Here is an 18,947-nt window from a genome sequence, read left to right as displayed (position 1 = left end):
GGGGCCCGCCGAGGCGTCCTATCCCGCGCACACCATCCGGGACCCGCTGAGGCGCCCTACGCCACGAGCACCGTGTGCGTCCAGGCCGGCGGCGCGGCCGTCTCCGGCGACTGTGCGGCACGGGCGAGGGAGCGGCGGTCGGGGTTGCCGCCCGGCGGGATCGCCTCCCGGACCTCGACCTCCGCGACCAGGCCGCGGGCGGTCGCCACCCGCCACAGGGAGGCGAGCAGCGTGTCCTCGCCGACGTACGCGGGAGCCGTGGTGGCCGGTCCGCCGTCCAGCCGGTAGCGGAGGCGCACCGGCTGGACCGGCACGCCGGCGTCCAGGGCGGCCTGGAAGACGGCCCGGCGGTAGGTGCCCTGGGCCCGGCCGCACCAGGTGCTGCCCTCGGGGAAGGCCGCGACCGCGGCGCCCTCGCGCAGGGCCCGGGCGATCCGGGCGACGGTGTCCGGGAGGGCCCGCAGCCGGTCCCGGTCGATGAACAGGGTGCCGCCCCGCGCGGCCAGCGCCCCGGCGACGGGCCACCGCCGTACCTCGGTCTTGGCCAGCATCCGGGCGGGACGGACGGCGGCGAGCAGCGGGATGTCCAGCCAGGAGATGTGGTTGGCGACCAGCAGCAGTCCGCCGGTGGGGGCGGCGGTGCCGGTGATGCGGACCTGGACCCCTGCGGCCCGCACGATCCACCGGCACCACCGCCGGACAAGGGACGCCGGTATCCGCCCGCCGAGCGGCGTCAGCGCGATCCCGGCGAGGAGCAGCAGCACGACTCCCGTGAGCCGCAGCACGGCACGCGGCACGGCCCGCGCGGGCACCGCGGCCGGTGCCTCGACGCAGGCCCGCGGCGTGCAGGGGGCAGTGGGCAGCCAGGCGCTCATCAGGCCGGCACGAGGGAGAGGAAGTGCCGCAGGTAGCGCGGGTTGACCCGGCTCATCGGCAGCAGCACGTACAGGTCGGCGACGCCGAAGTCCGGGTCGTGGGCCGGTTCGCCGCACACCCAGGCGCCGAGACGCAGGTAGCCGCGCAGCAGGGCGGGCAGTTCGACGCGGGCGGCGGGCGCGGGGCCCGGGATCCACGGCAGCAGGGGCCGGACGCGGTACTCCTCGGGCGACAGGTGCTTGGCGCTCACCCGGTCCCAGGTGGCCGAGGCGAGGGCACCGCCGTCGGCGAGCGGGATGGAGCAGCAGCCGGCGAGCCACTCGTGGCCGCGTTCGACCATGTAGCGGGCGATACCGGCCCAGATGAGGCTGATGACCGCGCCGTCCCGGTGGTCCGGGTGCACGCAGGAGCGGCCGACCTCGACGAGCTCCGGCCGGATGCCGTCCAGCGCGGTCAGGTCGAACTCGCCCTCGGAGTACAGTCGCCCGGCGACCGCCGCGCGCTCCGGCGGCAGCAGCCGGTACGTGCCGACGACCTGGCCGGTCGTCTCCTCGCGCACGAGCAGGTGGTCGCAGTACGCGTCGAACGGGTCGACGTCGAGGCCCGGCTGCGAGCCGGTCAGCAGGGCGCCCAGCTCCCCGGCGAAGACGTCGTGCCGCAGCCGCTGGGCGGCACGCACGTCCTCCTCGTTCCGGGCGAGGGTGACGGTGTAGCGGGTGGGGGCCGTGGGCTGTGCGGGGCGGTCGACGGTCAGTACGCCGGTCATGGCTTCTCCTGGTCGCGGGCCGGAGGCGGCGAGCGGTGCCGCCGCCCCCTGTTGTGCCCATGCCGCCTGACCTTCGCGTGACGAGTGCCAGGAGCGCGGATGCCAGGAGATTGAATGCCAGAAGCTGCAACGCCCCTCTCTTGGGGGCGCGGGGAACTGCGCGACAAGCCACCCACAACCCGCACCCGGCAACTACCGCTTGCCCACCCTCCGAGTAGCCCGCAGCCACTCCTTGTTCATCTGGGTGATCGACATCAAGGGAATCCCCTTGGGACAAGCCGTGGCACACTCCCCCGCGAGCGTGCACCCCCCGAACCCCTCCTCATCCATCCGCTCCACCATGTCCAGCACCCGCGTCTCCCGCTCGGGCGCCCCCTGCGGCAGCACATTCAGATGGTTGATCTTCGCCGACGTGAACAGCATCGCCGCCCCGTTCGGACAGGCCGCCACACACGCCCCGCACCCGATGCACTCCGCGTGCTCGAACGCGAAGTCGGCGTCCGGCTTCGGCACCGGCGTGGCATGCGCCTCGGGCGCCGCCCCCGTCGGCGCGGTGATGTATCCGCCGGCCTGGATGATCCGGTCGAAGGCCGACCGGTCCACGACCAGATCCTTGATCACCGGGAACGCGGACGCCCGCCACGGCTCCACATCGATCGTGTCGCCGTCCTTGAAGGACCTCATGTGCAGCTGACACGTGGTCGTCCGCTCGGGCCCGTGCGCATCTCCGTTGATCACCAGCGAGCACGCACCGCAGATGCCCTCGCGGCAGTCGTGGTCGAAGGCCACCGGGTCCTCACCGCGCAGGATGAGCTCCTCGTTGAGCGTGTCGAGCATCTCCAGAAACGACATGTCGGGCGAGATGCCGTCCACCTCGTACGTGGACATCGTGCCGTCGGCGTCGGCGTTCTTCTGCCGCCAGACGCGCAGGGTGAGCTTCATGCGTAGCTCCGCTGGGTGGGGTGGACGTACTCGAAGACCAGGTCTTCCTTGTGCAGGACCGGAGCCTCGCCGGTGCCGGTGAACTCCCAGGCGGCCGCGTACCCGAACTCCTCGTCCTTGCGGGCGGCCTCGCCGTCGGGCGTCTGAGACTCCTCCCGGAAGTGGCCGCCGCAGGACTCGGAGCGGTGCAGCGCGTCGAGGCACATCAGCTCGGCCAGCTCCAGGTAGTCGACGACGCGGTTGGCCTTCTCCAGCGACTGGTTGAACTCCTCGCCGGAGCCGGGCACCTTGATGCGCCGCCAGAACTCCTCACGGATCTGCGGGATGCGCTCCAGCGCCTTGCGCAGCCCCGAGTCGGTGCGGGCCATGCCGCAGAACTCCCACATGAGTTCGCCGACCTCGCGGTGGAAGGAGTCGGGCGTGCGGTCGCCGTCGACGGACAGCAGCAGGTTGAGCCGGTCCTGCGTCTCGGCCAGCACCTCCTGCACGACGGGGTGCTCGTCGCTCACCTCGTCGTGGTGCGGGTTGCGGGCCAGGTAGTCGTTGATGGTCGCGGGGAGGACGAAGTAGCCGTCGGCCAGGCCCTGCATCAGCGCGGAGGCGCCGAGCCGGTTGGCGCCGTGGTCGGAGAAGTTGGCCTCGCCGATCGCGAACAGGCCGGGGACGGTGGTCTGGAGGTCGTAGTCGACCCACAGTCCGCCCATCGTGTAGTGCACCGCGGGATAGATCCGCATCGGCACCTCGTACGGATCCTCGTCGGTGATCCGCTGGTACATGTCGAAGAGGTTGCCGTACTTGGCCTCGACGGCCTTGCGGCTCATCCGCCGGATCGCGTCCGCGAAGTCGAGGTAGACGCCCTGGCCGCCGGGGCCCACTCCCCTGCCCTCGTCGCAGACGTTCTTCGCGGCCCGGGAGGCGATGTCGCGCGGCACGAGGTTGCCGAAGGACGGGTAGATGCGCTCCAGGTAGTAGTCGCGCTCGTCCTCGGGGATCTCGTTCGGCGGCCGGGTGTCGCCCTTGGCCCTGGGCACCCAGATCCGCCCGTCGTTGCGCAGCGACTCGCTCATCAGCGTCAGCTTGGACTGGTGGTCGCCGGTGCGCGGGATGCAGGTGGGGTGGATCTGCGTGAAGCAGGGGTTGGCGAAGTACGCGCCGCGCCGGTGGGCCCGCCAGACGGCGGTGGCGTTGGAGTTCATGGCGTTCGTCGACAGGTAGAAGACGTTGCCGTAGCCGCCGGAGGCGAGCACGACGGCGTCCGCGAAGTACGTGTCGATCCTGCCGGTGACGAGGTCCCTGGCCACGATCCCGCGCGCCCGCCCGTCCACGACGATCAGGTCGAGCATCTCGGTACGCGGGTGCATCTCGACGTTCCCGGCGGCGATCTGCCGGCTGAGGGCCTGGTAGGCGCCGAGCAGCAGCTGCTGCCCCGTCTGGCCGCGGGCGTAGAACGTCCGCGACACCTGCACGCCGCCGAACGACCGGGTGTCCAGCAGCCCGCCGTACTCGCGGGCGAACGGCACGCCCTGGGCCACGCACTGGTCGATGATCTCGACGGAGATCTGCGCGAGCCGGTGGACGTTGGACTCGCGGGCCCGGAAGTCGCCGCCCTTGACGGTGTCGTAGAACAGCCGGTGGATGGAGTCGCCGTCGTTGCGGTAGTTCTTCGCGGCGTTGATGCCGCCTTGCGCGGCGATGGAGTGGGCCCGGCGCGGGGAGTCCTGGTAGCAGAACTGGACGACGTGGTAGCCCTGTTCGGCGAGGGTGGCCCCGGCGGATCCGCCGGCCAGCCCCGTGCCGACGACGATGACGGTGTGCTTGCGCCGGTTGGCGGGGTTGACGAGCTTGGCCTCGAAGCGGCGCTTGTCCCAGCGCTCGTCGATCGGCCCGGACGGGGCTTTGGTGTCGGCGACCGGCTCACCGGTCGCGTAGTCGGCGTAGGAAGTCATCTTCAGCTCACCACTCCGGTCATGACGCCCACGGGTACGGCGATGAAACCGGCCGTGAGCAGCAGCGCGAGGACGTCGGCGACGGTCTTCAGGGCGCGGTCGCGCCGCCGGCTGCCGACGCCGAGGGTCTGGGCGGCGCTCCAGAAGCCGTGCCGGACGTGCAGGCCCAGCGCGAGCATCGCGACGATGTAGATGACGTTGCCGTACCAGGTGGAGAAGGTGTCCACGACGTTCTGGTACGGGTGGCCGGGCCGGAAGCCGGGGTGCACGGTGCCGGTCGTCAGGTCCAGGATGTGCCAGACGATGAACAGCCCGAGAATGATCCCGCCCCAGCGCATGGTCCGCGTCGCGTAGCTGGCGCGTGGCTTCTTGTGCACGTACTTGCTGGGCCGTGCCCTGATGTCGCGGCGGCTGAGCTGGTACGCGGACACCGCGTGGGCGACGACCGCGGCCACGAGCACGACGCGGACCAGCCAGAGCGTCCACTCGTAGTGCATGAACGGCTCGCCGACGGTGCGCAGCCAGTGGGCGTAGTGGTCGAACTCGCCGGCCCCGAAGAAGATCTTCAGGTTCCCGATCATGTGGACGACCAGGTACAGCAGCATGATCAGTCCGCTGACCGCCATCACGGTCTTCTTGCCGACGGTGGAGTCCCACACGGTGCGTGCCATGGACGGCCGTCGGTCCGTCCGCGTTGCCAGAGCCATGGCACAGCACGCTACGGACCCCGGGGCCGATCGGTCCAAGACATGGTCCGGCTTGATTCCATAGGCTAGGGCTATCGTAGGAGTATGCAGTTCCAGCAGCTCCAGTACTTCGTGGCCGTGGCCGAGACCCGGCACTTCACCCGGGCCGCCGATCTGGTCCATGTCGCGCAGCCGTCGCTGTCGCAGCAGATCAAGGCGCTGGAGCGGGAGTTGGGCGCCGACCTGTTCCTGCGGGCGCGCGGCAACATCACGCTCACGGACGCCGGGGAGGCGCTGCTGCCCCTGGCCCGGCGCATCCTGGCCGACGCGGACACGGCCCGGCACGAGGTGCAGGAGCTGGTGCAGCTGCGGCGGGGGCGGGTGCGGCTGGGGGCGACGCCGAGTCTGTGCACGGGTCTGCTGCCGGACGTGCTGCGGGCCTTCCACGACCGCTACCCCGGGATCCGGCTGCTGATCGAGGAGGGCGGGTCGCACGACCTGGTGCGGGAGCTGGCGCGTGGCGCGCTGGACCTGGCGCTGGTGGTCCTGCCCCTGCCGTCCCCCTCCCCGGCCCTGACCACGGTGGAGCTGCTGCGGGAGGACCTGGTCGTGGTCTCCTCCCCGGACGCGCCCCGGCCCGGGCAGGGGCGGCGGACCGTGCGCGTCGCCGACCTGGAGGGCGAGCGGCTGGTGATGTTCCGGCACGGCTACGACCTGCGGGAGCTGACGGTGGCCGCCTGCCGCGCCGAGGGCTTCGAGCCCGACTTCGCGGTGGAGGGCGGCGAGATGGACGCGGTGCTGGGCTTCGTCCGGGCGAGGCTGGGCGTCGCCGTCGTCCCCCGGATGGTGGCCGCGCGGTCGGGGCGCGGCTTGCGCGTGACTCCCCTGGCCCGGCCCGGCCTGCACCGCACGATCGCGCTGGCCCACCGCAGCGACGTGGCACCGCCGCGGGCGGCGAGGGAGTTGCAGCGGATGCTGCTGGAGCGGTGATCCGCCGCCCTGGGGCGCGCCTGCGGAAATTCACTGCGCCCGCGAGCCGCCCGTGCCTACCCTCGACCTGTGTGTGATGAGCAGTACATCCGCTATCGGGACGACACGAAGGTGCTGGCGGCCGTCGGGGCCTGCGTCGACCGGCAGACCGGCCGGATCGCGGTGCGGCTGCCGCGGGAACTGGCCGAGGCGGCCGTGGCCGCCTGGGAGCGCACGGAGGACGGCGCGCCCGGCACGGAGACGCCGGAGCAGTACGCGCTGCGTGACGGTGCCGCCGAGCTGGCGCTGATCGGTCTCGCGATCACGGAACGCGGCCGCTGGGAGGGCGAGGAGGTCGCCGTGGACCTGGATGTCGCAGCCGCGGGCGCGGCCGTGCGCGCCGCGCGCTGATGGGCCGGCGCCGCGCCTCACCCGGTAGTGGTGGCGCCCGCGCCCGCCCGGCGCGCGGCAGCGGCGGCCCGTATCCGCTCCAGCGGGATACGGGCCTGCTCGCACAGCGTGGCCAGGTCGAAGTAGATCGCCTCGCCCGCCATCAGGCCGTCCCGGAAGGGGACGATGTTCGCGAAGGGCACCTCGAAGGCCCCGCCACCGGGCGGGACACCGAGCCACTCCCCCCGGCTGGTGCCGCGCAGCGTTCCCCATACGGCGATGACGTCCTCGCCGTAGCCGATGCCCTCGTCCTCGGGGCTGAGGTCGGGGAACGCCGTGAAGTACTGCTGCTGGTAGGCGGCGCGCACCGCGTCCCCGCCCTGGCTGCGCAGCCCGAGCGCCTTGGTCTCCAGGAAGCAGTCCGGCACGAACGTCCTGAGGATGCCATCGATGTCCCGGGCCGCCTCCGCCTCGCGGTGGGTCTCGAAGAGGCGGCGCATCTCGGTGGTGTCCATGCCCGTGCTCCCTCGGCCGGGGCCCGGTCGGGTCCTCTTCCTCGATCGTAGGAAGGGGACCCGAGGCCGACCACCGGGACGGCCCGCCCCGCCGCTCAGCCCGTCGCGTCCACCAGCGCCAGCTCGTGCAGCCGCTCCGGCGGGCCGGGGCGGGCGTAGTACCAGCCCTGTGCCGTGTCGCAGCCCAGTATCCGCAGCTGCTCGGCCTGCGCCCCGGTCTCCACGCCCTCCACCGTCACCGCGAGATCCAGGCTGTGGGCCAGCGAGACGATCCCCTCGACGATCTTGAGGTCGACGGGGTCGGCCGGGAACTGCTGCATGCTCTGGGTGAAGGAGCGGTCCAGCTTCAGGATGCTGACCGGCAGACGACGCAGGTTGGCGAGGTTGGAGTAGCCCGTGCCGAAGTCGTCCAGGGCGATGTCGACGCCCATCTCGGCCAGCCGGCGCAGCGGCTTCAGCAGGTCGTCGTCCGCGCCGATCAGCGCCGACTCCGTGACCTCCAGGCAGAGGGCGTCCGGCTCGATGCCGGTGCGTTCCAGGATGTCGACGGTGTCCTGGACCAGGCCGGGGTGGGTCAGCTGGCAGGGCGAGAGGTTGACGTTGATGCGCAGCGGGCCCACCGCCTCCGCACCGCCGTGCAGTTCCCGCCACTCGCGGGCCTGCCGCACCGACTGCTCCAGCACCCAGCGGCCGAGCGGCACGATCAGCCCGGTGTGCTCGGCGAGCGGGATGAACCGGTCCGGGCCGAGCACACCGTGCTGCGGATGCAGCCAGCGCACCAGGGCCTCGGCGCCCCGGACGCTGCCGTCGCCGAGATGCACCAGCGGCTGGTACTCGATGAAGAACTCGCCCCGCTCCAGCGCCGTCGGCAGCGCAGTGGTGAGCCCGTGCCGGGTGATGGCGCGGGCGTCGGCCTCCGGGTCGGCCAGCTCGAAGCGGTTGCCGCCCGCCGACTTGGCCCGGTACATGGTGATGTCGGCGCTGCGCAGCACCTCCGCCGGGCTGCGCTCCCCGGCCGGGCCCTCGACGATGCCGATGCTGCCGCGCACGGTCAGCTCCCGGCCGTCGACGCTGATCGGCGCGAGCAGCGCGTTCATGATGCGGGTGGCGAGTTCGTCGACCTCGCGCTGGGTGTCGGGGCCGGTGGTCAGGGCCACGAACTCGTCGCCGCCGAGCCGGGCGACCATCTCGCCGGGGGCGGTGGCGCAGGACTGGAGCCGGTCGGCGACCTCCACCAGCAGCCGGTCGCCGGCCGCGTGGCCGAGGCTGTCGTTGATGGTCTTGAAGCCGTCGAGGTCCAGGTAGCACAGTCCGAACCGCTGGCCCTTCCCGGCGCCCAGTGCCTTCTCCAGGCGCTCGAAGAAGAACGTACGGTTGGGCAGGCCCGTCAGCGCGTCGTGCGTGGCCTCGTAGCGCAGGCGCAGGTTGAGCAGCCGCCGCTCGGTGGTGTCCTCCATGAGGGCGAGCTGGTACTGCGGATCGCCGTCGGCGTCGCGCAGCAGGGAGACCGTCAGGTTGGTCCACAGGACCGTTCCGTCGGGGCGGTAGAACGCCTTCTCCAGGTGGTAGTGCTCCCGCTCGCCGCGCACCAGTTCGTCGTAGAGCCGCCAGGTCTGGGGCGCGTCGTCGGGGTGGGTCCACTCCTTGACGTTGCGACTGCGCATCGTCTGCTCGGAGACCCCGAACATGCGCAGCAGCGCGCCGTTGACCTGGAGGATGTTGCCCTCCAGGTCGGCCATGCCGATGCCTATGGCCGCGCCCTCGAAGACGGCGCGGAAGCGGGCCTCGCTCGCGTGCAGGGCCTGCGCGACCACGCCCTGCGCCTGCAGCGCGGCCTGCGCGATGGCCTCCTGCTCGGCCAGGGTCCGCTCGCGCAGCGCCCGTGCGAAGCCGGCGGCCATCGCGTGCTGGAGGCGTGCGCACCGGGCCCGCAGGTCCTCCTGGTCGCCGTCGTCTCCGCAGTACAGGACGAGGTAGGCGTCCACGCAGTCCAGCGTGCGGCTGAGGGCCTCGGGGTCGGTGCAGTGCGCGTCCACGAGGGCGGCGCCGACGGCCTTGCCCGCGTCGGCGTCGAAGGCCCGGGCCCGCAGTGCCTCGCTCAACCGCCGCGCCAGCGGCAGCAGGTGCGCCTCGAACTCCGGGCGGGTCGACGACGTGGAGGTCACCGGGAAGACCGCCCGGCTCCAGATCGTGGCGAACCGGCGCAGTCTGTCCTCCGGCCCGTCCGGTTCCGCGGTCACGCCGTACGCCCCACGCCCGCGAAACCGGAGAACGCATACGGATCCTCGTCCTCCGGTGCGGTGTCGGGCCGCCAGCGCGGCATCGCCACCAGTCCGGGTTCCACCATGTCGTACCCCTCGAAGAACCGCGCGATCTCCTCGCGCGAGCGCATGATCAGCGGGTTGCGAATGTCCTCGTACACGTCCACCGCACCCCCGGCCCGCTCCGGCGGCAGCGGGATCCCCTCGTAGGAGGCGTGGCTGAGCACGAGCAGGCTGCCGGGCGCGAGCGCCTCGCGCAGCTCGGCCACCGCCCCGTAGGGGTCATCCTCGTCTTCCACGAAGTGCAGTATGGCAACGAGGAGCAGCGCCACTGGCTGATTCAGGTCGATCAGCCGCTCCACCTCCGGGCTGTGCAGGATCTCCTGGGGCTTGCGCAGGTCCGCGGCGAGGATGGCCGCGTCGTCGTTGCCCTCGAGGACCGCCTGGCTGTGGGCCACGGCCACCGGGTCGTGGTCGACGTAGACCACGCGCGCGCCGGGGCGGGCGGCCTGGGCGACCTCGTGCACGTTGCCGAAGGTGGGGATGCCGGAGCCGATGTCCAGGAACTGGGTGATGCCCTCGTCGGCCGCGTAGCGCACGGCGCGGCGCATGAACGCCCGGTTCGCCTGCATGATCTTGGGGAGTCCCGGCATGAACTCCATGGCCCGGCGGGCCGCTTCCCGGTCGACCTCGAAGTTGTGCGATCCGCCCAGGTAGAAGTCGTACATCCGGGAGACGCTGGGCACCGAGATGTCGATGCTCCGTGGGGCCCAGGCGGGACGCTCCATCTATCTCTCCAAGGCGTAGGCGATCCGGTGTTCGAGCAGAGGCTACTGATCGCCCGCCAATGGAGCGACCTGAAACGGAAATTGACCGTCCGTTCCCGGTCACTGCCTGCGGCACGTGCCGAATTGATACCCGTCCGCATGCCCTTCGAACACATGACGAACAGTGTCCGGGGCATTCCTGAAGCACGGCAAAACGGTCCGCCCCTCCGTGTCTCACGGAGGGGCGGACCGGGCCGGCTGCCGGGTGAACCAGATGATCAACCCTGGGGAGGTCTCCCTACTTCTCCGACACGCCGACCGGCTTTCCGTCGGGCCGCACGGCGTACCAGGTGCCGCCGACGCCCTGGCCGTTGGTGTCGCCGGGAGCCTTGTCGCCGGCGAAGGTGTAGATGGGCGAGCAGTTGATCGTCTGCTGCTTGCCCGTGCCGTCGGTCCGCTCGAAGATCATGTAGCCCTTCTTCTGGATGCCCTTGGTGTCGTTGAAGTCGACGGGCTCCACGAGCGGCCACTTCTCCAGGCATTCGCCGGAGCAGTTGGAGACGGGTTTCGGCCAGGCCTCGTCCTTCATGAAGCGGTAGACCGTCATCCCGTTCTTGTCGACGACGATCTCGCCCAGCTTGGGGTCGTTGCGGGTGGACAGCCCGGCCAGTTCCCCGGCCCCGCCTTCGGCGGCCGCGCCGCCCTGGGCCTTCTTGCCGTCGGGGGCCAGCGCGTACCACTTGCCGCCCACGCCCTGGCCCTTGACGTCACCGGCGTTGACGTCCTTGGCGTAGCGGTAGGCCGGCCAGCCGCCCACGGTCAGCTGCTTGGTGCCGTCGGCCCGGGTGACCGAGCCGAGCAGCGACTTGTCGATGCCCTCGCCGGCCTCGGCGTCGTCCGCGGGCACCGGCGGCCAGGTCTTGGCGCAGTCGCCGTCGCAGTTCGACTTGGGCGGCTGGTCGCTGTCCTGGTCGAACCGGTACAGCGTGAGGCCGAGACTGTCGGTCACCACCTTGCCGACCTCCTCGGCGGTGGAGACGGACAGCTTGCCCGCGGGGTTGGACGGGCTGGACGGGCTCGGCGCGGCCGGCTGGCCGGTCGCGGTGCCGCCGACTCCGGTCCCGGTGCCGGTGCCAGTGCCGGAACCGATGTCTCCGTAGCCGGGCACGGCCGTCGCGCCCACGTTCTGGCTGGCCGCCGGTGGGCTGTCCTGACCGCACGCCGTCGTCAGCGCCAGGACCGCCGCGGCGCTCGCCACGAGTGAGGCGCTCCGCCAGGAGGTCTTCATCGTCAACTCCCCATAATCGCAAGGGTGTTGCAGCGCCCTGCTGCGCCGCCGCACGGCCATGAGTACGCACGGGAGCGGCGCTTGTGTTCAACGTCCGGCCAAATTTCTTTCCGGAACCCGTGACAGCCGCCCACGGCCACAGGCCCGTGCGGACCTGCGGCCTCACGGACGACCGCGGCCAAACCGGCACCACCCGAATATCCCTCCTTCGAGCCAATCCCCTTGCACTGCGGCACGCTCCGGCGGCACAGGGCTCATGATCTTCGTCGTGTATGGACGCCTCTCGACTCAACCCGCCCTCGCCGCAAGGGCCTTGGCGGCGGCGACGCTGACCTGGGCGCTCGTCGGCGCACCGGCCGGAGTGGCGGTGGCCGACTCCTGCGCGTACGCCTCGACGGGGCCGGACGGCACCGAGGCGGTGGCGGTCGCCGGAAGCAGGACGTGGCCGACCAAGCCGCCGTGCCCGACACCCACACCGACCCCCACGCCCACGCCGCCGAAGCCGACCCCGACCCCGACTCCCACTCCGACGCCGACTCCCAGTCCGGACCCGCCACCCCCACCGCCCTCTCCCAAGCCCCCGCCCCCGAAACCGCCGCCACCACCGCCACCCACCGCCGAGCCGGAGCCGCCGCCACCCGCCGCACGCCCGGCCCCGCCGCCACCCCGGCCGGCTCCCCGGCCCGCACCTCCCCCACCCCCCGCACCGGCCCCGACGCCGTCGGCCACACCCACGCCGCGCCCGTCCGCGACGCCCGTGCACTACCCGCGGTACCGCGCCGCGCCGCGGCCACGGCCGACGACCAACACCCTGTCGCCGCTCACCTTCGTCCTGCTCGTCACCGTGCCCGCGGTGGTCGCCGTCGCCGCGCTGCGTGCGCGCTGATCCCTGAAGCTCTGGAGGCACCTCTTGCCGGAATGGCTTGTTCTCACCCTCGCGATGCTGGCCGCCTGCGTCGTGGTGGTCGTCATCACCCTCGTACGGCACCGCACGGCGTCCGACGACGAGGACCCCAGCGAGACCCCGGACGTCATCGAGTACATGACGATGTGGATCGGCGTGGTGTACGCCATCGTCCTGGGCCTGGCGATCGCCGGTGTCTGGGAGGGGCGCAGCGCCGCTCAGGACCATGTGCAGGCCGAGGCCACCGCGCTGCACGAGATCTCGGAGCGGGTCCGGGTCTACCCGGCCGACGCGCGCGACCGCATCCGGGACGACATCCACACGTACGTCAGCCACGTGGTCACCACCGAGTGGGACACCATGGCGGAGCAGGGCGAGGTCACCGAGCGCGGCAGGGAGCTCTTCGAGCGGCTCCGCGCCGACGTCACCGACTACCGGCCGAAGACGGACTTCGAGGCCCAGGCCTACCAGCCGCTCCTCGACCAGGTGACCGCGGCGAGCCAGGCCCGGATCGCCCGGGCGGAGGCGACCGGGGAGACCATGCCGGGCGTGGTGTGGTTCGGGCTGATCACCGGGGCCGTCGTCACGATCGGGATGATCTTCGCCCTGCAGATCCGCAGAACGACGCGTGAACTGGTCCTCGCCGGGCTGTTCTCGGCGCTGATCGCCTTCCTGCTGTTCCTGATCTGGGACTTCGACGCGCCCTACAGCCGGGGCGTGACCGCGTCGGCCGACCCGTTCCTCAACCTCTTCCCGGGCGTCAAGGACTGAGGCGTCCGCATCATGGAGCCGGGCCGGGGGGCGCGCGACACACCGTCGCCGTCCCCCGGTCGCGGTACCGGCGTTCCCCCGGGCGGACCACACCCATGCCCCATTCGCACTACTGCGATCGCGCTCCCGCGGACACGTTCTTAGCGTTTCGGGCATCGAGGTGCACCTCCGACGTGAGCGGAACAGGTCCGCGGCTGCTCCTCGGGACCCGGAGGATTCACCATGCGCGCGATATGCGTCGCTTCGGCCGTACTGCTGGGCGCCGGCGCCCTCACCTCCTGCGTGCCCGCCGCCGACGCGGCGATCCCGACCGACTTCGGCTTCAGCGTCGAGCCGTCCACCGTGGCGGCGGGCGGCCGGGTCACACTGCGGGTGGAGCGCAACGAGGCGTGTCAGGGGGAGGCGGCGGTCTCCTCACCGGTCTTCGACGTGGTCGCCATCCCGCCGGAGGAGTCGTCGGCGACGGCCGTGGTCGACTGGGACGCCAAGCCCGGCGCCGTGTACGACGTGGAGTTCGTCTGTGACGAGTCGAGCGGCACCGCGCGCCTGACCATCGCCGGCGGCCGTCCGACGCACCACCCCACCCATCACCCCACGCACCACCCCCGCCACCCGAAGGGTGTGTACGCCGGTGAGGGCGGCACCCTCGCCGGCTTCGACCTCAAGGAGATCGGCCTCGGCGCGGCGCTCATCGCCGGTTCGCTCGGCGCCGCCTACCACTTCGCGCGCCGCCGCACCGACGAGGACGCCGGCTGACACACCCCGCATCCCGCGCCCGCAGGTCTTCGCCCCGGATCCCCCTGCCGAGGGGGATCCGGGGCGAAGACCGTTCACGTGCGAGGCGACCGCTCGTAAGGGAGGGCAGGGAACGAGGCGTCAGACGCGCCGTTCGGCCCGGCGGCGCATCCAGAACACACCGCCGCCGACAACCGCCGCGGCCACGAGGCCGCCGCCGATGGCCATGTCGGTCGGGGTCGCGCCGGTGGTGCTGCTGCCGCCGATACCGCCGCGGACACCGCCGATGACGGTGAAGGCGTGCGGCTTGGTCAGCCTCTTGCCGTCGCAGGTGACGGTGATGTCGTACGGCCCGGGGCGGGCGTTGTTCCTGATGGTGGCGGTGCCCCTCGCCGTCTCCTGGGCGCCGGAGACGGGCGAGAGCGTCGCCGGCATCGTGAACGCGTTGGAGGTCGCCGTGCCGCCGTGGCGGCAGCCGTCGACCGTGATGGTCAGCTGGCCGCCGCGGGCGATCACGCTGGGCAGGGCGACGATGTTGCTGGGTGTGTCCCACGCGACGGCCGCGGGGGCGGAGAGGCCGAGGGCGGCGACCGCCGCGCCGGCGACCGCCAGGGCACGAGTGTTACGCATGTGAACCTCCGCGGAAGACGCCCCGGGACCCGTCCCCGGTCGATCGGCGAGAAAGCGCCTCCCAGAAAGACAGTCAGTTGACTTGTCCGGACCCGCATGTCGGGAATGGTCCGTCCTAGTGAGAGAGGGCACCGCGGGAAAACCGCACAATGGGATATCGCCGCAGGTCACGGACCGTCAGAAATTTCCAAGCTGCGGCAACTCGGATGGCGCACCTCATGGTCCTGGACCACCCCTCATGGCCCTGGGCCACCCGTTCGCTCCTGCCCCGTCGCCGGTTTCTCGCGCGGCACTTAGCGTTCTGATATGCGCGAATGACACGGCGACGGCCGGGTCGAGAGGGGAAGGCGAATGTCTGCGTCCGAGCTGGCCGAGGCGGAAGAGGAGGCGCGGCGGAAGAAGCGCGCCCCGTGGGGCGTGATAGCGCTGGTTCTGCTGACCGGCCTCGCGCTCATCCGGAATGGTTCGGGGGAGTTCGACGAGGGCCCGCCGCAGCCGGCCACGGCCGCCGCGGCGGACAGCAGGGTGCCCGGCGCCGCCTTCGCCGGGACCGTGCGGCCCCTGCCCTACGCCCTTCCGGACCGGGTCCGGATCCCGGCGATCCAGGTCGACGCGCCGATCATCCCCGTGGGCCTGGACGCGGACGGCTGGGTGGGAGCGCCGCCGCCGGAGGACCCGAACCTGGCCGGCTGGTTCACCGGCGCCGTCACCCCCGGCGAGAAGGGCACCGCGGTCGTCGTCGGCCATGTCGACAACCAGCAGGGCCCCGCCGTGTTCTACGGCCTCGGGGCGCTGAAGAAGGGGAACCTCGTCGAGGTCGCCCGGCAGGACGGAAAGACCGCCGTGTTCGAGATCTACGGCATCGAGGTGTTCGAGAAGAACAACTTCCCCGGCGACCGTGTCTACGCGTCCAAGGGCGCGGCCGAGCTGCGGGTCATCACCTGCGGCGGTGGTTTCTCCGAGCAGGACGGCTACGCGGGCAATGTCGTGGCCTTCGCCCGCCTGGTCGAGGTGCGCTGAGCGCCGCCTGCCCGGCGGGCGAAAGCCCGGGGTGTCCTCTTACGCGTAGTCCCGCCGGGGCACGGTGACGTGGTAGCCGGAGTCCAGCAGTTCGGGAAGGTAGCGCCGCAGGGCCCGGACACTCTGCGTGCGGTCGCCCCCGGCGTCGTGAGAGAGCACCACGACGCCGGGGGCGGCGCCGTTCTCGACGCGCTGCACGATCGACCGGGTGCCCGGGGTGGTCCAGTCGAGGGTGTCGAGCGTCCAGGCGAGCGGTTCCATGCCGAGTTCGGCGCCGATCTGGAACGTGGCGCGGTTCCAGGCGCCGTAGGGCGCGCGGAACCACTCGGGGCGCTCCCCGCAGGCGTCCTCGATGACGTCGCTGGTGCGTTCCAACTGGCTGCGGATCTGGCGGCGGGTGAGGCGGGTGAGCAGAGGGTGGGACCAGGTGTGGTTCCCGACGACATGGCCCTCGTCGGCCATCCGGGCCAGCAGCTCCTTGCTGCCGGCGGCCATCTCGCCGCACACGAAGAACATCGCGCGGACGTCGTACTCGGCCAGGGTGTCCAGGATGTCCGGGGTGTAGCGGGGATCGGGGCCGTCGTCGAAGGTCAGCACCATGGTGCGGCCGCGTCCGGACACGCGCAGCAGGGGTTCGCGGCGTACCAGGGTCCTGCGGGGCGCTGCGTGCGGCGGGCCGTAGCCGGTCAGGGGCTGGAGGCGGTACGCGGAGGCGCTGCGCGGACGGCGGGCCTGGGCGCCCGCGGCCGGGGTGGAGCCGGCGGGGCCGTGCCCGGTGACCGCCGTGAGCACACCGGCCGTGGCGGCCGCTCCCACGGCGCCGGCGCCCGCGAGCAACGCCGCGCGTCGGGTGAGCAACTGATCCTTCTTCATGACTCATCAGTCGCCCGTTGGCGGGCCGACGCACTTGAGCAACACCGGTGTGGCGGCACGCTTTCACCCGCACGGCCTACGCAGTCGGGTCAGTGGCGACGCACCAGGGGGAAGGGCGGGGCCGGAGCGGTCGCGGGTGAGGGCGAGTTGGTGGTCGCCGGGCCAGTCGGGCAGGCCGGCGAGGGGGTCGGCGGGCTCGGTCCCGTCCCCTCCGGCGAGGCCGAGCGCCGCCAGTGACGGCAGCCCCTCCGTGGTGCGGGCCGCTGTCCGCCCTTCGGGTGCCCGTTTCCGCACAACTTGAGCATCGACGGTACGGAAACGGCCTCCGGCTGCCACCACTTGACTCGGTGAACTCGCCGACGGCCATGCCGCGGACGGGCCGAAGGTGATCCTGGTCGGGGTGGACGGCTCCGACTCCTCCCTGCGGGCCGCGGCCTACGCCGGTGGCCTGGCCCGGCGGCAGCACGCGCTGCTGGCCGTGGTGTACGTGCAGCCGGTGCCGGCGGCGGGCGCGGCGCTCGGGGCACCGGTGGCGGAGACGACCGACGAGATCGCCGAGGACCTGGTGGCGCAGATCCGGGACGCGGCGGAGCGGCTCAAGGGGATATTCGAGGTCCGCTGGGAGTTCCACACGTTCCGCGGCGACCCGTACAGCGGCCTGGTGAAGGCGGCCGACGAACTCAAGGCGGACGCGGTGGTCGTGGGCGCGTCGGAGCAGGCGGGGCACCGGATCGTCGGGTCGGTGGCGCTGCGGCTGGTGAAGGCGGGGCGGTGGCCGGTGACGGTGGTGCCGTAGCGAGACCTAGGACAGGCTCGGGCCTGTCCTAGGTCTCCGGTCGGTGTACACGCGGCCGGCGGGGGTCCGATCATGCGGTGGTGACTTCGCACCCGTTCGACCTGGACACTTTTCTGCGCCGGCCCTTGACCGCGCGCCTCGCGACGAACGGCCCGACCGTGCGTCCCGTCTGGTTCCTCTGGGAGGACGGCGCCTTCTGGGTGCTGACCGGGCCCTGGGCCCGCCTCTTCGGCCGGGTGCGGGCCGATCCGGAGGTCGCGCTGGTCGTGGACGAGTGCGAGCTGGCGACCGGGCTGGTCCGGCAGGTGATCGCCCGGGGCCGGGCCGAACTCGTGCCGTTCGACGTCGAGCGGGGGCGGCGCAAGCTCGTCCGCTACCTGGGGGCGGACGAGGAGCGGTGGGACGAGCGGTTCGTGCACTACCTGTACGACGATCCGGCGCAGCGCGGCACGGTGTGGCTGCGTCTGGAACCCGCGTCCCTCGTCGCGCACGACCTGAGTTACGCCGCGGCTCCCTGAGCCGGCCGGTCCCTGCGTGGTGTCTTCCGTCGGCCCGGCGCCCGGGCCGTCATGATCCGCCGCCGGCCGTTTGCCGACGGCGAGGAGGAGCCGGCGCGGCGCTGACCGGCCGGCTCTGCGGGCCTACTCCCCCATCACCAGTCCGTCCTCGGCCGCGCCCCGGCTGAGGACGACGTCCCGGATGCGGTCGCGCACGGCCTGGACGCCGGCGCCCTGGGCGAGGGCCCGGTTGAGGTTCACGACCCGGCCCGCGTCGACGTCGAACAGCTGCGGGACGAACTCCGCCTTCGTCACCTCCCAGCGGCCGCCCGGCCGGGCAGGAGGGGCGAAGGTGAAGCGGCCGAGGGTGGACTGGTTGCCGCGCGGGTCCTTGGCGCCCTGGTGGTTGGTCATCTCACCGGCGATCTGGTCGCCCATGCCGTAGATCACCCAGGTGCCGTTGACCTTCTCGTAGGCCTGCGGGACGTGCGCGTGGGTGCCGAGGATCAGGTCGATGTCGGGGCGCCCGCCGGTGCGCGCGGCGGTGAGGGTGTGGGCCAGGGTCAGCTGCCGGTCGTCGGGGGCGTCCTGCCACTCGGTGCCCCAGTGCATCGAGACGACCACCACGTCGGCGCCCGCCTCCCGCGCGGCCCGGGCGTCCGCGAGGATCCTGCCCTCGTCGATGAGGTTGACGGCCCAGGGCTGCCCGTCGGGGAGCGGGAGGCCGTTGGTGTCGTAGGTGTAGGCGAGGTGGGCGACCTTGGCCGGGCCCGCCTGGAGGACCGTCGCCGTGCGCGCCTCCTCCTCGGCGCGTGCCGAGCCGGCGTGCCGTACGCCCGCCCGGTCGAGGGCGTCGAGGGTGCGGCGGATGCCGGCGGCGCCGTCGTCCAGGGTGTGGTTGGAGGCGGTGGAGCAGCCGTCGTAGCCGGTGGCGGCGAGGGCCGGGGCCACCTCGGGCGGGGATTTGAAGGTGGGGTAGCCGGTGTAGTCGCCGTCCGCGCCGTAGACGGTCTCCATGTGGCACAGGGCCACGTCGGCGCGGTCGACGACGGAGCGGATCCCGGCGAGCATCGGCCGGAAGTCGTAGCCGGTGCCGCCGGCGTCGAAGCGGGCCCGGTCGATGATCGTGTCGTGCGGGAGGACGTCGCCGGAGGCGACCAGGGTGAAGCCGCGGGGCTCGGCTACGGACGGTGCCGGGCGCCCGGGGCCGGGCGGTTCGTGGTCACGGGCCTGGCAGGCGGCGCCTGCGGCGAGGACGGCGGTCAGGGCCAGGGCCACCTGTCGACTGCGTGCGATCATCCATTCACCCCACTGT

The 18,947-nt window shown here is 72.3% G+C and carries 21 protein-coding genes; 8 read left to right on the top strand and 13 right to left on the bottom strand.

Annotation, left to right across the window (positions count from 1 at the left end; translation table 11 throughout):
* Window positions 1-56: 56 nt before the first annotated feature.
* The 5 genes from IE255_RS14595 to IE255_RS14575 all read right to left on the bottom strand — a co-directional run bounded on the left by IE255_RS14595 (window position 57) and on the right by IE255_RS14575 (window position 5,201).
* Window positions 57-875, bottom strand: a complete 819-nt coding sequence (locus tag IE255_RS14595) for a lysophospholipid acyltransferase family protein (RefSeq protein WP_190050651.1) — start codon at window positions 873-875, stop codon at window positions 57-59.
* A complete protein-coding gene (locus IE255_RS14590; RefSeq protein ID WP_190050650.1) occupies window positions 875-1,642 on the bottom strand; it encodes a GNAT family N-acetyltransferase in 768 nt (255 codons plus the stop codon). Before IE255_RS14590 ends, IE255_RS14595 begins: the two co-directional genes overlap by 1 nt.
* A gap of 192 nt (window positions 1,643-1,834) precedes the next feature.
* Window positions 1,835-2,584, bottom strand: coding sequence for a succinate dehydrogenase/fumarate reductase iron-sulfur subunit (locus IE255_RS14585; protein ID WP_190050649.1), 750 nt, complete (start codon window positions 2,582-2,584; stop codon window positions 1,835-1,837).
* Window positions 2,581-4,530 carry a fumarate reductase/succinate dehydrogenase flavoprotein subunit gene (locus IE255_RS14580; protein ID WP_190050648.1) on the bottom strand — a complete coding sequence of 650 codons (1,950 nt, stop codon included), beginning with the start codon at window positions 4,528-4,530 and terminating at the stop codon, window positions 2,581-2,583. Before IE255_RS14580 ends, IE255_RS14585 begins: the two co-directional genes overlap by 4 nt.
* Window positions 4,531-4,532: 2 nt before the next feature.
* Complete coding sequence (locus tag IE255_RS14575; protein WP_190050647.1) at window positions 4,533-5,201, bottom strand: succinate dehydrogenase; 669 nt, start codon at window positions 5,199-5,201, stop codon at window positions 4,533-4,535.
* A 120-nt stretch (window positions 5,202-5,321) separates the two neighbouring features.
* On the opposite strand from IE255_RS14575, the gene IE255_RS14570 reads away from it, so the two are divergent.
* Window positions 5,322-6,206, top strand: a complete 885-nt coding sequence (locus tag IE255_RS14570; RefSeq protein ID WP_190050646.1) for a LysR family transcriptional regulator — start codon at window positions 5,322-5,324, stop codon at window positions 6,204-6,206.
* A 69-nt stretch (window positions 6,207-6,275) separates the two neighbouring features.
* Window positions 6,276-6,596: a hypothetical protein gene (locus IE255_RS14565; protein WP_229906399.1), complete on the top strand. Its 321-nt coding sequence runs from the start codon at window positions 6,276-6,278 to the stop codon at window positions 6,594-6,596.
* 17 nt (window positions 6,597-6,613) lie between these two features.
* On the opposite strand, the gene IE255_RS14560 is transcribed toward IE255_RS14565, so the two are convergent.
* From IE255_RS14560 to IE255_RS14540, 5 genes are all read right to left on the bottom strand, one after another.
* Window positions 6,614-7,090, bottom strand: coding sequence for an ester cyclase (locus IE255_RS14560; protein WP_190050645.1), 477 nt, complete (start codon window positions 7,088-7,090; stop codon window positions 6,614-6,616).
* Window positions 7,091-7,185: 95 nt separating this feature from the next.
* Entirely contained in the window at window positions 7,186-9,330 is a 2,145-nt protein-coding gene (locus IE255_RS14555; RefSeq protein WP_190050644.1) for a putative bifunctional diguanylate cyclase/phosphodiesterase, read from the bottom strand.
* Window positions 9,327-10,139: an SAM-dependent methyltransferase gene (locus IE255_RS14550; RefSeq protein WP_190050643.1), complete on the bottom strand. Its 813-nt coding sequence runs from the start codon at window positions 10,137-10,139 to the stop codon at window positions 9,327-9,329. The genes IE255_RS14555 and IE255_RS14550 overlap by 4 nt, the downstream gene beginning before the upstream one ends.
* A gap of 277 nt (window positions 10,140-10,416) precedes the next feature.
* On the bottom strand, window positions 10,417-11,406 hold the full coding sequence (locus IE255_RS14545; protein ID WP_190050642.1) for an SCO0930 family lipoprotein: 990 nt from the start codon (window positions 11,404-11,406) through the stop codon (window positions 10,417-10,419).
* 288 nt (window positions 11,407-11,694) lie between these two features.
* Window positions 11,695-11,931: a hypothetical protein gene (locus IE255_RS14540; protein ID WP_190050641.1), complete on the bottom strand. Its 237-nt coding sequence runs from the start codon at window positions 11,929-11,931 to the stop codon at window positions 11,695-11,697.
* Window positions 11,932-12,163: 232 nt separating this feature from the next.
* Between IE255_RS14540 and IE255_RS39895 the strand changes: the two genes are divergently transcribed.
* The 3 genes from IE255_RS39895 (at window position 12,164) to IE255_RS14530 (ending at window position 13,837) form a co-directional block, all read left to right on the top strand.
* Window positions 12,164-12,292, top strand: coding sequence for a hypothetical protein (locus IE255_RS39895; RefSeq protein ID WP_267974924.1), 129 nt, complete (start codon window positions 12,164-12,166; stop codon window positions 12,290-12,292).
* Between the two features lie 54 nt (window positions 12,293-12,346).
* Complete coding sequence (locus IE255_RS14535) at window positions 12,347-13,081, top strand: bestrophin-like domain (RefSeq protein WP_190050770.1); 735 nt, start codon at window positions 12,347-12,349, stop codon at window positions 13,079-13,081.
* A 222-nt stretch (window positions 13,082-13,303) separates the two neighbouring features.
* On the top strand, window positions 13,304-13,837 hold the full coding sequence (locus tag IE255_RS14530; protein ID WP_190050640.1) for a hypothetical protein: 534 nt from the start codon (window positions 13,304-13,306) through the stop codon (window positions 13,835-13,837).
* A gap of 120 nt (window positions 13,838-13,957) precedes the next feature.
* Here IE255_RS14530 and IE255_RS14525 read toward each other — a convergent pair whose 3' ends face one another.
* Window positions 13,958-14,446 carry a hypothetical protein gene (locus IE255_RS14525; protein ID WP_190050639.1) on the bottom strand — a complete coding sequence of 163 codons (489 nt, stop codon included), beginning with the start codon at window positions 14,444-14,446 and terminating at the stop codon, window positions 13,958-13,960.
* Between the two features lie 351 nt (window positions 14,447-14,797).
* Here IE255_RS14525 and IE255_RS14520 point away from each other — a divergent pair, with 351 nt between their 5' ends.
* Window positions 14,798-15,466 carry a class F sortase gene (locus tag IE255_RS14520; RefSeq protein WP_190050638.1) on the top strand — a complete coding sequence of 223 codons (669 nt, stop codon included), beginning with the start codon at window positions 14,798-14,800 and terminating at the stop codon, window positions 15,464-15,466.
* 39 nt (window positions 15,467-15,505) lie between these two features.
* On the opposite strand, the gene IE255_RS14515 is transcribed toward IE255_RS14520, so the two are convergent.
* Window positions 15,506-16,339, bottom strand: a complete 834-nt coding sequence (locus IE255_RS14515; RefSeq protein ID WP_190050637.1) for a polysaccharide deacetylase family protein — start codon at window positions 16,337-16,339, stop codon at window positions 15,506-15,508.
* A gap of 385 nt (window positions 16,340-16,724) precedes the next feature.
* Between IE255_RS14515 and IE255_RS14510 the strand changes: the two genes are divergently transcribed.
* Together IE255_RS14510 and IE255_RS14505 are read left to right on the top strand one after the other, a co-directional pair.
* The gene (locus tag IE255_RS14510) at window positions 16,725-17,135 is read left to right on the top strand and encodes a universal stress protein (RefSeq protein ID WP_190050636.1); all 411 of its coding nucleotides are present in this window, start codon (window positions 16,725-16,727) and stop codon (window positions 17,133-17,135) included.
* 80 nt (window positions 17,136-17,215) lie between these two features.
* Window positions 17,216-17,653: a pyridoxamine 5'-phosphate oxidase family protein gene (locus tag IE255_RS14505; protein ID WP_190050635.1), complete on the top strand. Its 438-nt coding sequence runs from the start codon at window positions 17,216-17,218 to the stop codon at window positions 17,651-17,653.
* A gap of 123 nt (window positions 17,654-17,776) precedes the next feature.
* Here IE255_RS14505 and IE255_RS14500 read toward each other — a convergent pair whose 3' ends face one another.
* The gene (locus IE255_RS14500; protein WP_190050634.1) at window positions 17,777-18,931 is read right to left on the bottom strand and encodes a CapA family protein; all 1,155 of its coding nucleotides are present in this window, start codon (window positions 18,929-18,931) and stop codon (window positions 17,777-17,779) included.
* Window positions 18,932-18,947: the final 16 nt, after the last annotated feature.

Origin of the sequence: Streptomyces lomondensis (assembly GCF_014651035.1) — a bacterium.
In the GTDB taxonomy this organism is placed as follows: Bacteria; Actinomycetota; Actinomycetes; order Streptomycetales; family Streptomycetaceae; genus Streptomyces; species Streptomyces lomondensis.
The sequence above is the reverse complement of the archived record's forward strand: the minus strand, read 5'-3'. Positions and strand labels throughout refer to the sequence as shown.

Bases quoted from the DNA above. Each gene is read 5' to 3' on its own strand.
- IE255_RS14595 (WP_190050651.1), bottom strand. From the start codon at position 875: ATGAGCGCCTGGCTGCCCACTGCCCCCTGCACGCCGCGGGCCTGCGTC.
- IE255_RS14590 (WP_190050650.1), bottom strand. From the start codon at position 1,642: ATGACCGGCGTACTGACCGTCGACCGCCCCGCACAGCCCACGGCCCCC.
- IE255_RS14585 (WP_190050649.1), bottom strand. From the start codon at position 2,584: ATGAAGCTCACCCTGCGCGTCTGGCGGCAGAAGAACGCCGACGCCGAC.
- IE255_RS14580 (WP_190050648.1), bottom strand. From the start codon at position 4,530: ATGACTTCCTACGCCGACTACGCGACCGGTGAGCCGGTCGCCGACACC.
- IE255_RS14575 (WP_190050647.1), bottom strand. From the start codon at position 5,201: ATGGCACGCACCGTGTGGGACTCCACCGTCGGCAAGAAGACCGTGATG.
- IE255_RS14570 (WP_190050646.1), top strand. From the start codon at position 5,322: ATGCAGTTCCAGCAGCTCCAGTACTTCGTGGCCGTGGCCGAGACCCGG.
- IE255_RS14560 (WP_190050645.1), bottom strand. From the start codon at position 7,090: ATGGACACCACCGAGATGCGCCGCCTCTTCGAGACCCACCGCGAGGCG.
- IE255_RS14550 (WP_190050643.1), bottom strand. From the start codon at position 10,139: ATGGAGCGTCCCGCCTGGGCCCCACGGAGCATCGACATCTCGGTGCCC.
- IE255_RS14545 (WP_190050642.1), bottom strand. From the start codon at position 11,406: ATGAAGACCTCCTGGCGGAGCGCCTCACTCGTGGCGAGCGCCGCGGCG.
- IE255_RS14535 (WP_190050770.1), top strand. From the start codon at position 12,347: ATGCTGGCCGCCTGCGTCGTGGTGGTCGTCATCACCCTCGTACGGCAC.
- IE255_RS14530 (WP_190050640.1), top strand. From the start codon at position 13,304: ATGCGCGCGATATGCGTCGCTTCGGCCGTACTGCTGGGCGCCGGCGCC.
- IE255_RS14525 (WP_190050639.1), bottom strand. From the start codon at position 14,446: ATGCGTAACACTCGTGCCCTGGCGGTCGCCGGCGCGGCGGTCGCCGCC.
- IE255_RS14520 (WP_190050638.1), top strand. From the start codon at position 14,798: ATGTCTGCGTCCGAGCTGGCCGAGGCGGAAGAGGAGGCGCGGCGGAAG.
- IE255_RS14515 (WP_190050637.1), bottom strand. From the start codon at position 16,339: ATGAAGAAGGATCAGTTGCTCACCCGACGCGCGGCGTTGCTCGCGGGC.
- IE255_RS14500 (WP_190050634.1), bottom strand. From the start codon at position 18,931: ATGATCGCACGCAGTCGACAGGTGGCCCTGGCCCTGACCGCCGTCCTC.